Origin of the sequence: Niallia sp. Sow4_A1 (genome assembly GCF_052116745.1) — a bacterium.
GTDB classification, from domain to species: Bacteria; Bacillota; Bacilli; order Bacillales; family Cytobacillaceae; genus Niallia; species Niallia hominis.
Genome location: NZ_JBQKKM010000003.1, coordinates 131,045 through 143,685, shown reverse-complemented (window position 1 = coordinate 143,685; position 12,641 = coordinate 131,045). Strand labels below are relative to the sequence as shown.

Genomic DNA, 12,641 nt, shown 5'->3' with positions numbered 1-12,641 from the left:
GGAATTATAAATGTCTAAATTGTGGGAAAAATATTCTTATACTATTATTCTTTTAATTTGTGGTTTTATAGCGTGTATAATGATTGTAGCGAATACTGGAGAAACAGATTCTAGCAAATATGTGTCAGTTACGGTGAAAAATGGAGAAACTGTATGGCAATTATCTAATGAATATGCAGGTACGTATAATATGACAAAAAAACAATTTATCAAATGGATAGAAGAGCACAACAATATAGCTGCTAATAATATTAAAGTTGGGGAAGAATTGGTCATCCCAGTAAGAGTAGAGGACCATCAATTAATGTTAGCTGCAGAATAATAGAAAGGGAATCTAGCAAGTAATGAAAAATAATAAGAATGCAATCATTTATTGTAGAGTAAGTACAGATAAAGAAGAACAGACAACGTCTCTTAAAAGGCAAGAAGAGGAATTATTAGAATTAGCAAGTAAAATGAACTTTCATGTAAAGAGAACCATCTCTGAAAGAGCAAGTGGATACGATCTCGATAGAGAAGGACTGCTTGATCTCTTATCCATGATAAAAGAAGAGGAAATATCGTCGATTTTAATTCAGGATGAAACAAGATTAGGGAGAGGAAATGCAAGAATTGCTATTCTTCACTGCATTTTAAAGGAAAATATTAAGCTTTATAGTATTTCTTCATCAGGAGAGCTTACTCTTTCAGAAGCCGATACGATGGTTTTACAGATTGTTAGCATAGTGGAAGAATATCAACGGAAAATACATAATTTAAAGATAAAAAGAGGCATGAGAAGAGCTGTAGAAAATGGGTATCGCCCAGACAAGAATTTAAAAAACTTAGGGGATCATTCAGGTCGACAGAAGTTAGATGTTCCCATAGAGGAAATCGTAAAACTAAAGCAAAATGGGTTAACATTTACAGAAATAACCTCCACTTTAAAGGGACTTGGATATCATTTTTCAAAGGCGACTATTCATCGCAGATATCAAGAATATATGGAGAAGCTATAATAGGAAAGACTAGATTACTTCTATGCTATTCTTAAAAATAGGAATGTACATGTATTTATGATATAATAGATTTTCAATTAGCCAGTTCATTTTTAAAGACTGAGCTTTTTATTTTTGCTTTTATAAATAACCACCTTTAGTCCATACATGTAAACACAGCAAAAGTAAATGAAGAAGACTATTAAACAGAAATCATATACTATTTCTATAAAGGAGTTTAAAATGTTTCCTAAAAATAAACTTGATCGCATAAATGAACTTGCAAAAAAGAAAAAAGAGACGGGCCTAACACATGAAGAAGCAAAAGAACAAACTAAGCTCCGTGGTGAGTATTTGAAAAATTTCCGTTCCACAATGGTAAATACGATTGAAAATGTAAAGATTTTTGATCCAAAAGGTAATGATGTAACACCACAAAAAGTGAAAGATATACAAAACAAAAAAAAGATGCACTAAGTTTCATGCTCGCGTCCTAAATAAAGGGCTGTTGTTTATGAACGAAGAAAAATATATAAAGCAACCTTTATGAAAAAATCTTAACATACGTTGTTAAGGTTTTTTTTTATGTTTTCTATTGGAATTTATGGGTAAAATACGAAATAAATGTCGAAAGTATATAGTGGTGCTTATTTTCTTAGTTTATTGGAGAAAAAGAATCATTTAGGCATAATTATTATTTGAAAATGAGAGGATGTTGAATAGTGAATACAAAGCTTGACCATTTATCGATTGCTTCGATTAGAACTCTATCCATTGATACAATTGAAAAAGCAAAATCAGGTCATCCAGGAATGCCGATGGGAGCAGCTCCGATGGCGTATACCTTATGGACATCTTATATGAATCATAATCCTAAAAATCCTGACTGGTTTAATCGTGATCGCTTTGTGTTATCTGCCGGACATGGCTCTGCATTACTGTATAGCTTATTGCATTTATCAGGCTATGACTTAACCCTTGACGACCTAAAACAATTTAGACAATGGGGAAGTAAGACTCCAGGGCATCCTGAATATGGACATACTGCTGGGGTTGATGCTACAACAGGTCCTCTTGGACAGGGAATTGCGATGGCTGTGGGGATGTCGATTGCAGAAAAACAATTAGCGGGAGTTTACAATAAAGATAACTATGCAATCGTTGATCATTATACATATAGCATTTGTGGGGATGGCGATTTAATGGAAGGGGTATCTGCTGAAGCTGCTTCTCTTGCTGGACATCTAAAGCTAGGCAAATTAGTTGTAATGTATGATTCCAATGATATTTCTTTAGATGGCGATTTAGATAAATCCTTCTCCGAGAGTGTGGAACAGCGATTTAAAGCATATGGTTGGCAGTATATCCGTGTAGAAGATGGAAATGACACAGATCGGATCGCAAAAGCACTTGAAGAAGCGAAAAATGATCAAACGAAACCAACGTTAATTGAAGTGAAAACGATAATTGGATTTGGTGCGCCTAATAAAGCCGGTAAATCCCTTGTTCATGGCGCTCCCCTTGGTGCAGATGAACTTAAGTTAACAAAAGAAGCATATAACTGGACATTCGATGAAGATTTTTATGTTCCAGATGAAGTATATAATCACTTTAAAGAGTCTGTTGCTGTACATGGCGAGAACAAGGAAAAAGAATGGAATGAGCTTTTTTCAAGCTATGAAAAAGAATATCCAGAACTTGCAAAACAATTAAAAGCTGCATTAGCAGATACCTTGCCCGAGGGTTGGAATCGAGAAATGCCAGTTTATGAAGAGGGAAGCAGTTTAGCAAGTCGTGCATCTTCAGGGGAAGTAATCAATAGTATTGCAAAAAATCTTCCATTCTTAATTGGTGGTTCCGCCGATTTAGCAGGAAGTAATAATACAATGATAAAGGGAGAGAAAGATTTTACACCTGAAACTCCAGAAGGTAGAAATATTTGGTTTGGAGTAAGAGAATTTGCGATGGGAGCTGCTTTAAACGGAATTATGTTGCATGGTGGCTTAAAAATATTTGGCGGAACATTCTTTGTTTTTTCCGATTATTTAAGACCTGCCATTCGTCTTGCAGCACTAATGGGATTGCCTGTAACCTATGTATTCACCCATGATAGTATTGCAGTAGGTGAGGACGGCCCAACTCACGAGCCTGTTGAGCAATTAGCTTCATTAAGAGCGATGCCAAATCTATCTGTCATTCGACCAGCCGATGGGAATGAGACAGCTGCCGCTTGGAAAATTGCTCTAGAGTCTAAGGATAAGCCAACAGCATTAGTGTTAACAAGACAAAACTTACCGACGATTAAAGGTACAAAGGATAGTGCTTATGAAGGGGTATCAAAGGGTGGCTATATCATCTCTCCTTCAAAAGCAGAAACGCCTGATGCCCTATTAATTGCAGCAGGTTCAGAAGTTGGCCTAGCGGTTGAAGCCCAAAAAGAATTAGAGAAAGAAGGAATAAATGTTTCAGTCGTTAGTCTACCAGCATGGGATCGATTTGAGCAGCAATCCAAAGAGTATAAACAAAAAGTATTGCCAAAAACAGTGAAAAAAAGATTAGCGATTGAAATGGGAAGCTCTCTTGGTTGGCATAAATATGCAGGGGACGAAGGAGATGTACTCTCCATAGAAACCTTTGGAGCATCTGCGCCTGGAAATGAAATTTTAGAAGAATACGGATTTAGCGTGTCTAACGTAGTGAAGCGATTAAAAGCACTGTTAGAAAATTAAATGGTGCAGGATGGCTGTGTTTACTATCAGTCCATCCTACTTTCTCTGATTCGACAAAATAAGTCTGTTTTTTTTACACCTTGAGACACATCTTGAAATAAACCTTCTTTATAATAGAAGGAAAAGAAGTGGACAGGTTGGTGAAGGTGAAGTATGAGAAGATATCAATTGTATTTAATAAAAGAAAAGGTCGCCATTCATTATAACGGTAGAGAACGCTTGTTTTACAATTTATTTTCGGACCATACTAAAACAGACGATGAACAATTAAAGAGAATTCTTCAAAAACAGGTTGATTTTATCACACTTCCTATTTCCAAATGGATGATTGAAAATCAATTATATGCCGATCTGCAGCAAAATAAAAGCTTTCAATTAAAAGATGGAGTTTTTTATATTGATAATGGAAATTTAAGCAAAGCATCGTTAACAGTGGAAGAGAATTATTTATCGATAGAAGCAGATGGCTACTATGATGCAGAATCTATTTTCTTTGAAATTATTCGCAAACATGAGCCTTCTTTTTTAGCCATTGATGTAGAAAATGGGAGATTCGGCTGGTTAAAACCGATAAAAGAAAGAAATTTTGTGTAAAATGGAGAAATTCTGTAACAGATATTGTATAATATTATCTGGTCTAGTACACTAAAGTATAGACAACATGAAGGAGGAAAAAAGATATGCCTTGGTACGCTTGGTTAAGTATTGTCGTAGCCTTAATCGCCGGTATTGTTATCGGATTTTTTATTGCGCGTAAATACATGATGAACTACTTAAAGAAAAACCCACCAATTAATGAGCAAATGTTAAAAATGATGATGATGCAAATGGGAATGAAACCTTCTCAAAAGAAAATCAATCAAATGATGACAGCGATGAACAAGCAACAAGGAAAATAATAGACGAGCTCCCTTGGTAACAAGGGGTGACATCCTATTCTCTTGGTTGATTAGATAGCAATCATTCGTTTTTATAACGTGATTATTAGTGATAGATGAAAGTAGAGTGAATTTTTCTCCTATTATTTTTTTTGAGTCTGGTTTATTTTTCTTATTATCTATTTGAAACCACTAATCTGTTGAAAAATTCAGCGGAGAGGTGGTTTTTTATTTTGTTATTGGAAGATGTGTTGAAAGAATACATGTATTACTGTAAGGCGAAGGGATTTAGTCATTCCACGATTAAAAATAAAAATCAAGAGTATAAGCAACTGTTCGAGTATTTAAAAGTCAACAGAGGAATAAGTGAATTAGAAAATGTAACAACCTTTGATTTAAAGGCTTATTTAAGAAAGAAACAGAAAGATGGCTTACAACCACAATCTATCGTTTCGATGTTTAAAATGATTAGAGCATTTTTTTCATGGTGTTACAAAGAAGAATATTTAAAAGAAAACATAGCGAAAAAAGTTGAGTTACCTAAAGTTCCTAAGAAAGTTCTGAAGGGGTTCACTACAGGAGAAGTTCAGGCTATGATTGATGCCTTTTCTTATAAAAATTATCTTGAAGCAAGAAACAAAGCCGTTATAGCCATGCTAAGTGATTGTGGTCTTAGGGCAATGGAAATCAGATCGCTTAAAACAATCAATGTTAAAGAAACAAGCCTATTAATAAATGGTAAAGGAAACAAGGAAAGAATAGTTTTTATATCACCTGTTCTCAAGAGAATATTAATCCGATATGAAAGATTAAAGGGGCAATATTTTAAAGATAAGTTAACTACAGAGCATTATTTCTTATCCTATACAGGTAAGGATATTACTCATGTAGCACTTGATAATATTATCAAGGAAGCTGGGAGAAGGGCAAAGATAACAGGTAAAAGAGTTTCGCCACATACATTTAGACATTTCTTTTCTGTGCAATTTATGTTAAATTCTGGAAGTAAAGACATCTATACACTTAGCAAGCTTCTTGGACATTCAGAAATAACTACTACACAGCGATACTTACAATCATTGGAAGACTTTGAATTAATTGAAAAAGCTATGCCATCAAGTCCATTGATGAATATGAAATGATAAGGAGTTAATGATGATTCTAGATGAAGAATGGATTAGGTTGATTGTTGAAGCAAAAAAATTAGGGATTAGTATAGAAGAAATAACTCGATTTTTCAAAAAACATCTAGAAAAACATATTTAAAAAACAACATAAAAAAAGATCCAACTACTGCAATAGTTAGATCTTCGGTATGCTCCATTAAAGGAACACTTACTAGGTGATTCCATTGTATAATAATACCTATGAAAAATCAAGAGATACCATAGGTTTATTTGAGTATACCTTCAAATTAAATCCCTTTCAAAAGGGAGTAAAATGGAGGTTTATTTGTCGTGAAACAAAACAATATAGAATCATTTAAACACTTATCACAATTTAAAGATATTAATGACTTTAACAATAATATAGAACAGTGGATGGTTGATATTAAATCTAAATTCACTAAATCGGAACTGATTGGATTAAAACGTCTTATCCGTTTTTGTGCGAAAGTAGCCGGTGTTAGTAATGCTAAAATTGCAACCGTAACAAAGGCTACTCATGAGCTAGATCAATTTGCCATCAGTCGCTCTACATTTAAGCGTATGACTTCCAAAGCACAGTCATTAGGCTTATTAACCATACACGAAACAAAGCGTAAGAATGGCTCTAAATCAAGCAATGTATATGTGTTTAATCGTTTTTGCTCACAAGTTGAACCATCTAAGCAATTGAACCATCCTAAAACTAGCAATTCTCAAGCTAACGATATTAAAAATAAAGAAATACGTACACAAGACTCTGTCCGTAATAATCAACCAAAAGTTATTTCAAATTTCATTAATAAATCATTCGCAAATTATGCCGCATACTTCTTTCCAAATGTGGAACAAATAGAGGAGTTGTATAGAATCAGCTACATACATTCCAAGTTGTTTAAACTATCTTCAGAGGACTTTCAAACAGCTTCAAAGGAAGCGTTAAGGGTATTAGTAGCTAAAATTAAAAAACGTAATGTGGAGTCTGTAAACGGCTATTTTAACGGAATTGTCAAGAAGATATTTAGAAAGTATCAACTTAATAATATGTTTAATGCTTATTGGGAAATGTAGACGCTCCTTCATTTGAAGGTTCGTCGTTTACAAATGATGAGGGTCGTATTTCACGAGGTCTTTTAGGACGACCACGAAAATGGTAACGACCTTTTTCACTTACTACCAACGTAATTTTGCGTTCGTTAGATTTTCCCTTAGTATTTGATAACACAATTTTACGTTCTTATTTAAAGGGTGAACGTTCGCTATACATTTGGTGCAAACAATCCTTACCTTAGGTCAAAGAAGAGAGAGATGGGTGTTAACTGAAGACGGATTATACGAAGTTTTAATGCAAAGTGGATAAATTTAACATAAAAAAGGACTCACCGTGGTAGTGGGAGTTCCTCTATTAATTGTTGCTTGTTGGAAATTCAAACAAGCAAATTATATCTATTAATCAAGTCATATACTTTATTCTTCTGTCTGATATTCTTCTTTATCAACTAAAATCAATAACTCAGATAATTCAACATTTAACACTTCACACAAAATACCAATTGAATCTCTTTGATATTGCTTAGTTGTATCATGATATAATCGTCTAATTGTTTCAAATTTAACTCTGGGTTCTTTATCTTCAGGGCGCTTAGTCATTGCTTCGAGTTGTCTGATTTTTATATTCCTAGAATCCATTATAGCTTTTAAGTTTGATTTAACTCTCTTTGTCATATTTTCCCCTTTATGTGCTCTTTTTCTTTAATTATAACAAATAATTATAAAAATGACTACAAAAAGTAGTTGACACGTTTTGTAGTCGGGTGTATTATAAAGATAACAAACGACAACAAGTTGTAGTCGATAATAAAAAGGGAGTTGTTAAAATGTTACTTGAACCAATTAAAATGCTTTTGGATTACAGTCACAAAAATCAACTAAATACTAATTACCAGGAGATAAGCGGAGAGATCATTAAAGCTTATAAAATTAATGATAAAACAGCTTTATATCTAAACGCTAACAAAGTTACACTATCTGGATTTAGATATTTTGAAGATATCGATCTTTATTACTCGACTGGATTATTTATCACCCTCGGAGAAGTAAATCACATTAAAAATGAAAAAGAAATAATTATTAAAATATACGAAAAACTTACATCGGTTTCTTTATTTGAATATCTTTTATCTCCTGCCTACGACAATAGTTTAGATTTTGATTTTAACGTCACGGAATTACTTAAAGGGAGCGAGTAAGGATGGATCACGTAATTAATGCAATAATGTCATATTACGAAATTGAACTAGATGAATTAATACAGGAATGGGCTTCTGAGCAGTACAAGAAGCTCTCTGATTGCCCATCATATGCAAGCTGTAAAGCGATGAATAATGCCATTTACGAACTAGAAAAGTACTATTATGGTAAAAGACAAACGTTAACTGTTAAGGAAGTTATCAAATGGAGGGTTGTAAAATGAAAGTTAAAGTAGGGGAATGGTGTAGCTTATCTGCAGAAACAAAGCAATATATTTTATCTAGAATATCTGTTGCTAAAAAGTCTAAATAAACCAAAATAAAAACCAAAAAGGGAGAGAATACATATGTTAACAAGTATATTTAACGGATTTAGCCTAGAAGAAGTAATGATCCTAGAAAGAGATTTAGAGTTAGTTTTAATAGATGCTGCTAGTGATCTTGGTGAAGTCGAAATGTCTGAGACAGCAACGGAAGAAGCGTATCAAAATGTGCTAACAATTTATAATAAAGTAGTTGAAATGGTTGATTATTTAAACAAAGAAATCCAAAAATTCTACGAACTTGACGATTTAGATCAGCAAAACACGAACATTCTTCATTAAAAGTTGTTGACATTGTTTGACAAATATTTTATGATGGATACACCAACTAATATTCTTTTTAAAGAACGACTAATAAGCATACCCTAATTGGTATACTTCGAATAAAATATTGGTTGGTGTATTTTTCAAAAATCATATGTATCTTTTACTTCCGTTTTCTCAACTAAAGATACCGATAGTTATAAAATAAATAATTGGTATCTTTTCTGATATCCCCATATTACAGGAGTGAATATAGGTTTGTCAACAATTATAGAGAAAAAAACCCGATATTCCGGTTATTCTATTGGGTTTTAGGAAAATAATTACATTTAAGGAGGTGATGGAAATGAAGAGTACCCATAAGTTTGTACATAATTGCTATGATCCTGGTCAAGGCATTCGCCCGCAAGAAACAATTGTTCGACATGATACATAGAAAGATAATATACAAGTTTAATAGGTATAATTCAGCTAGTGATGGGAAAAAATCGAAAGAAACTAATTTAAGGGAGATTGATTAGATGGAACCAATTTTAGAACAAATAATGTATACAAGAAATTTATTATCAGATTATACCAACGCAGTAAGTGATTTTATCGAAGTGTTTAAAACTGAACAAAGTAAGCTAAGTGATGAATGGAAGTATATGAGTAGTAAGTATATGCTTCACCTTGCTAGTCAAAATCAAGAAAGTTACGAACAATATGAAAGATATTGTAATGACTTCCCGTCTGATACATTTAATGTTACTAAATTACCAAAATATCACAATAAAAAATTATCTAATTTCAATAGTATTCTATTGGTTAGAAGGTTTGTTAGGAATAAAAATAAAAGTGAATCAATTCTGTGGCAGCAGAAGGAGAAACTAAGAGTTTTAATAGACGAGCTGAAAGTAATGAAAAAACAGCTATCTAAATCGAAGCTACGAACAGCTAAGGAAACTATTCAATTAATTGATGATGCAAGAAGAAATACAGGTGATCTAATGGATATGGAGTTTAAAGGCTTTGACGTAACTCTTTTTCTCCAAACTTTATTTATTGAGAGCAGAACTATTACTAAAAACGAATTTTTAAGTCTGATTACCGTGGACAAATCAGCTTACACAAAGGAATACATTGATACTCTTCCTGACATAATCGATTACAGAACATTAGAAGATGCAATCTTTGTACATAAAATTGAAGATGAGAATGACGAATGGATGTTTGACATATTTTATGACCAGTTCTGGGCATTGAGAAATGCTCATAAAGAAGAGTTTAAAGAGATGGAAGATAAACTATTTGATGAATTAGGACTTAATCAACTACCTACATATAGCGTTTCGTTTGATGAATTTGGAGATGTTGCTGACATTAAACAGAATCCTCCTAAATTGAAATTAATTACTAATAATGAAAGTCCAATTTTGGATTCTCGGATTTTACATTGAACCATAATAAAATTAAATCAATGGAGGTGAACAAATAATGAAATTAAAACATGCCGAATTAGGAAATCTACACCAGATACAAGAAGAATTACAAAGATTAATACAAGAAAGCGAACATTTTAATAATCCTAACTTCACATTTAGCCTTGAAGGAGTTTATAGGGGATTAGGTGATATAATCGCGCTAAATAAAATTTGGGATGAACGGATTGGAGAGGAAAATGTTAATTCTTTTGAAGAGATGAGAAAATTAATTCGGAAAAGTATGAAAGAAACCGGACACGCCACATCGGAAATCAAGGAAGCGATAAAGAAAGAATATAGGGATTTGGGTTAAATTTTTAACAGTGACAACAATATTGTGGTGAGTGAGATAACGCCTAAAGTGGGAGATTAAGGTGATTGATTATGCAAACTATAGAGGATAAACCATGTTATAGATGGCAAGATGTACCTGAAAGATTATTCACTAAGACAAAATTAAAAGATGAGTATAGTTTAAAACCTAATGATGAAAGTAATCCTGATGCATTCATGAAATCGTACGTACACGGTAGATGGCGCACTTATAATCTATATCATATTGATAATTGCAAGCCAATAAAAAAGAGAATCACAGATATTAGTAATTTTGTATTAAACGATGAAACGATTGCAGGATCAATGTATGTAATTAATAAATCAGCTAAAAAGAGTAGAGATACTAAAGAGATTAATTACTATCTGAGAAATCATAGTGTAGTTCAAAGAGCAAAAGGACGTTCAATTGAAATATATGAGTTAAAAAATATGGTGATTAATAAATTGATGAATGAAAAACGAATAGAGATTATCGGATATCATAAACAATTGAATAATCATTTACTATTGTTAAAAATTGCTGATTTCACTTTTCATACTCCCATTAGTGAAGAAGAAAGTAAGAGCTATTCCTATTTAGGAGAAATCGGAATTATTTCAGCGAGTATCAGTAGAAAAGTAGATATTAAATTCAATCAAGCGGTAAAACTACTGGAAAAATATTTAGAATTAAAATTTTTTAGGAGGAAAAAAACATGGAAGGAGTCATCAATAAATATGAAAAATTTAACAATCGAAGAACGTAAAAAGTTAATTAAAAAGGCATCGAAAGCTATTAATAAAAAATATGATAAGGCTTTCCGAATGATAAGTAAAAATTGAAAAGTTTAACAGAAACAAATTGCCGAATGAGAGTAGGCACACATGGGAGAGATGTGATGGAATGGCAAGAAAGAAAAGAATCCTTATAGGGAAAGGTAAAAAAGAGATAAATAAACTAATAGAAGAAACAGGAATGAAATACGTTACTATTCCAAATGGTTTATTTGATGATATATACTGCAAATCAGAAGTGAAAGGTGTAATACAACAAGAAGGGGAAGATGGAAAGAAACAATGGGTTGAATCTGATACTAAATTCACTGAGTTAGAATTAATTGTGTTCATTTTTCTTCAATTCATGATGTTGAATAAGTTTACCCTTACATATACTCAATTCGCTGATTACATAGGATGTAGTTCTAAACAATTAAAGGTTGTTTTAAAAAGGTTACAACACTTTAAAGGTATTACTAATTCAAGATACTCCAAATATGAAGATAAAATGATTGTTGAGGATGAAAATGAAGTTCCGTTAATATCTGAAAAAGTACATACTGCATACAATCCTAAGACAAAAAAGAATCAAAAGACTCTACACTGGTACACTAATTACATTCCTAACCATAAGGTAGTTAAAGATAAAGCATCTAAACCGATCAACTTTTTTATAGTTACATTTAGTGATTTTAATCTTCTGATTGATGGTAAGTTGACTAGAAATGAATTTATTACCTATTTATTTTTATTAAAAGCTTATAAGCCATCAGTAGATGATAATCATCAAATGTATTGGAAATTAAGCACAATCGCTGAACATTTAAATTACAAGTTAACATCTACTATACATAGTCATATAGAAAAATTACTTGATCTACATATAGGTGAAACTGCATTACTGAAAGAAATCAGACCTAAAAATTACGATAGTCAAATTGATAAAGGGGAAGAACCATCATCAAGGTATATTCCTATTTTTAATCCGCAAAAATTAAGGGAAATGGATTTAGAGAAAAGTGAAACAAGTTTACCAGAAGTGGAAATGAGTTCTAATCAAAGGGAAATAAATGTAGAAAATAATGAAATAAACATTTCAGATAAGGAAACGAATCTTAATAATCAGGAAATTATTTTATCTGAAAAAGAAACTGATAATCAAAAAAAGGAAATGACTGAAGAAGAAATGGAAGCCATGTTTGAAGAAATGGATATCGATTTAAGGAACGACTTTTTAAACCCTAGGCGTACAAGGGATTCAGGATTTCGCTCCACGCTATAAGAGTTACTATAAGAGTTAATTATAAGAAACATAATAATACATAATAGAATAGTTTAATTAATAGTTAATTTAATAGTTTTAAAAATAACATAATAATAACATTCAGAATATCCGTTAGGATATTCTACCTGGCGCAAACAAGTTGCTTAGGTTTCGCTGACGCTCAGATTGGATTTCTTTTTCTGAGTTGTGTAAGTGTTAGTTGTACATAATCAATCGTTAAGCATTATCAAATTAAA

The 12,641-nt window shown here is 32.3% G+C and carries 17 protein-coding genes; 16 read left to right on the top strand and 1 reads right to left on the bottom strand.

What is annotated here, in order from left to right:
- The first annotated feature begins 10 nt into the window (after positions 1–10).
- From yneA to ACTQ5K_RS02880, 9 genes are all read left to right on the top strand, one after another.
- Entirely contained in the window at positions 11–322 is a 312-nt protein-coding gene (yneA, locus tag ACTQ5K_RS02920) for a cell division suppressor protein YneA (RefSeq protein ID WP_251630091.1), read from the top strand.
- Positions 323–344: 22 nt separating this feature from the next.
- Positions 345–998, top strand: coding sequence for a YneB family resolvase-like protein (locus ACTQ5K_RS02915; protein WP_251630090.1), 654 nt, complete (start codon positions 345–347; stop codon positions 996–998).
- Between the two features lie 222 nt (positions 999–1,220).
- On the top strand, positions 1,221–1,454 hold the full coding sequence (locus ACTQ5K_RS02910; RefSeq protein WP_284561001.1) for a DUF896 domain-containing protein: 234 nt from the start codon (positions 1,221–1,223) through the stop codon (positions 1,452–1,454).
- 245 nt (positions 1,455–1,699) lie between these two features.
- On the top strand, positions 1,700–3,706 hold the full coding sequence (tkt, locus tag ACTQ5K_RS02905; protein WP_235249517.1) for a transketolase: 2,007 nt from the start codon (positions 1,700–1,702) through the stop codon (positions 3,704–3,706).
- A gap of 153 nt (positions 3,707–3,859) precedes the next feature.
- The gene (gene sirA, locus ACTQ5K_RS02900; protein WP_349205371.1) at positions 3,860–4,300 is read left to right on the top strand and encodes a sporulation inhibitor of replication protein SirA; all 441 of its coding nucleotides are present in this window, start codon (positions 3,860–3,862) and stop codon (positions 4,298–4,300) included.
- An 86-nt stretch (positions 4,301–4,386) separates the two neighbouring features.
- Positions 4,387–4,605, top strand: coding sequence for a YneF family protein (locus tag ACTQ5K_RS02895; protein WP_016205025.1), 219 nt, complete (start codon positions 4,387–4,389; stop codon positions 4,603–4,605).
- Between the two features lie 212 nt (positions 4,606–4,817).
- Positions 4,818–5,726 (top strand): tyrosine-type recombinase/integrase, encoded by a 909-nt coding sequence (locus ACTQ5K_RS02890; protein WP_441993632.1) that lies wholly within the window; start codon positions 4,818–4,820, stop codon positions 5,724–5,726.
- Positions 5,727–5,736: 10 nt separating this feature from the next.
- Positions 5,737–5,850: an anti-repressor SinI family protein gene (locus tag ACTQ5K_RS02885; protein ID WP_441993630.1), complete on the top strand. Its 114-nt coding sequence runs from the start codon at positions 5,737–5,739 to the stop codon at positions 5,848–5,850.
- Between the two features lie 191 nt (positions 5,851–6,041).
- Positions 6,042–6,800, top strand: coding sequence for a hypothetical protein (locus tag ACTQ5K_RS02880; protein ID WP_441993628.1), 759 nt, complete (start codon positions 6,042–6,044; stop codon positions 6,798–6,800).
- Positions 6,801–7,196: 396 nt separating this feature from the next.
- On the opposite strand, the gene ACTQ5K_RS02875 is transcribed toward ACTQ5K_RS02880, so the two are convergent.
- Entirely contained in the window at positions 7,197–7,454 is a 258-nt protein-coding gene (locus ACTQ5K_RS02875) for a helix-turn-helix domain-containing protein (protein ID WP_441993626.1), read from the bottom strand.
- A 152-nt stretch (positions 7,455–7,606) separates the two neighbouring features.
- Between ACTQ5K_RS02875 and ACTQ5K_RS02870 the strand changes: the two genes are divergently transcribed.
- From ACTQ5K_RS02870 to ACTQ5K_RS02840, 7 genes are all read left to right on the top strand, one after another.
- A complete protein-coding gene (locus ACTQ5K_RS02870) occupies positions 7,607–7,978 on the top strand; it encodes a hypothetical protein (protein WP_441993624.1) in 372 nt (123 codons plus the stop codon).
- A gap of 2 nt (positions 7,979–7,980) precedes the next feature.
- Entirely contained in the window at positions 7,981–8,202 is a 222-nt protein-coding gene (locus ACTQ5K_RS02865) for a hypothetical protein (RefSeq protein WP_441993622.1), read from the top strand.
- A gap of 123 nt (positions 8,203–8,325) precedes the next feature.
- Positions 8,326–8,583, top strand: coding sequence for a hypothetical protein (locus ACTQ5K_RS02860; RefSeq protein ID WP_441993620.1), 258 nt, complete (start codon positions 8,326–8,328; stop codon positions 8,581–8,583).
- A 503-nt stretch (positions 8,584–9,086) separates the two neighbouring features.
- A complete protein-coding gene (locus ACTQ5K_RS02855) occupies positions 9,087–10,004 on the top strand; it encodes a hypothetical protein (protein ID WP_441993618.1) in 918 nt (305 codons plus the stop codon).
- Between the two features lie 37 nt (positions 10,005–10,041).
- Positions 10,042–10,341 (top strand): hypothetical protein, encoded by a 300-nt coding sequence (locus tag ACTQ5K_RS02850; RefSeq protein ID WP_441993616.1) that lies wholly within the window; start codon positions 10,042–10,044, stop codon positions 10,339–10,341.
- A gap of 71 nt (positions 10,342–10,412) precedes the next feature.
- Complete coding sequence (locus ACTQ5K_RS02845) at positions 10,413–11,186, top strand: YkyB family protein (protein WP_441993614.1); 774 nt, start codon at positions 10,413–10,415, stop codon at positions 11,184–11,186.
- A 61-nt stretch (positions 11,187–11,247) separates the two neighbouring features.
- On the top strand, positions 11,248–12,402 hold the full coding sequence (locus ACTQ5K_RS02840; protein WP_441993612.1) for a hypothetical protein: 1,155 nt from the start codon (positions 11,248–11,250) through the stop codon (positions 12,400–12,402).
- Positions 12,403–12,641 lie beyond the last annotated feature (239 nt).

Excerpts from the sequence above, each read along its gene's own strand:
- ACTQ5K_RS02870 (WP_441993624.1), top strand. The coding sequence starts at position 7,607 with ATGTTACTTGAACCAATTAAAATGCTTTTGGATTACAGTCACAAAAAT.
- ACTQ5K_RS02850 (WP_441993616.1), top strand. The coding sequence starts at position 10,042 with ATGAAATTAAAACATGCCGAATTAGGAAATCTACACCAGATACAAGAA.
- ACTQ5K_RS02895 (WP_016205025.1), top strand. The coding sequence starts at position 4,387 with ATGCCTTGGTACGCTTGGTTAAGTATTGTCGTAGCCTTAATCGCCGGT.
- yneA (WP_251630091.1), top strand. The coding sequence starts at position 11 with ATGTCTAAATTGTGGGAAAAATATTCTTATACTATTATTCTTTTAATT.
- ACTQ5K_RS02855 (WP_441993618.1), top strand. The coding sequence starts at position 9,087 with ATGGAACCAATTTTAGAACAAATAATGTATACAAGAAATTTATTATCA.
- sirA (WP_349205371.1), top strand. The coding sequence starts at position 3,860 with ATGAGAAGATATCAATTGTATTTAATAAAAGAAAAGGTCGCCATTCAT.
- ACTQ5K_RS02840 (WP_441993612.1), top strand. The coding sequence starts at position 11,248 with ATGGCAAGAAAGAAAAGAATCCTTATAGGGAAAGGTAAAAAAGAGATA.
- ACTQ5K_RS02860 (WP_441993620.1), top strand. The coding sequence starts at position 8,326 with ATGTTAACAAGTATATTTAACGGATTTAGCCTAGAAGAAGTAATGATC.
- ACTQ5K_RS02875 (WP_441993626.1), bottom strand. The coding sequence starts at position 7,454 with ATGACAAAGAGAGTTAAATCAAACTTAAAAGCTATAATGGATTCTAGG.
- ACTQ5K_RS02885 (WP_441993630.1), top strand. The coding sequence starts at position 5,737 with ATGATGATTCTAGATGAAGAATGGATTAGGTTGATTGTTGAAGCAAAA.
- ACTQ5K_RS02845 (WP_441993614.1), top strand. The coding sequence starts at position 10,413 with ATGCAAACTATAGAGGATAAACCATGTTATAGATGGCAAGATGTACCT.
- ACTQ5K_RS02910 (WP_284561001.1), top strand. The coding sequence starts at position 1,221 with ATGTTTCCTAAAAATAAACTTGATCGCATAAATGAACTTGCAAAAAAG.
- ACTQ5K_RS02915 (WP_251630090.1), top strand. The coding sequence starts at position 345 with ATGAAAAATAATAAGAATGCAATCATTTATTGTAGAGTAAGTACAGAT.
- ACTQ5K_RS02865 (WP_441993622.1), top strand. The coding sequence starts at position 7,981 with ATGGATCACGTAATTAATGCAATAATGTCATATTACGAAATTGAACTA.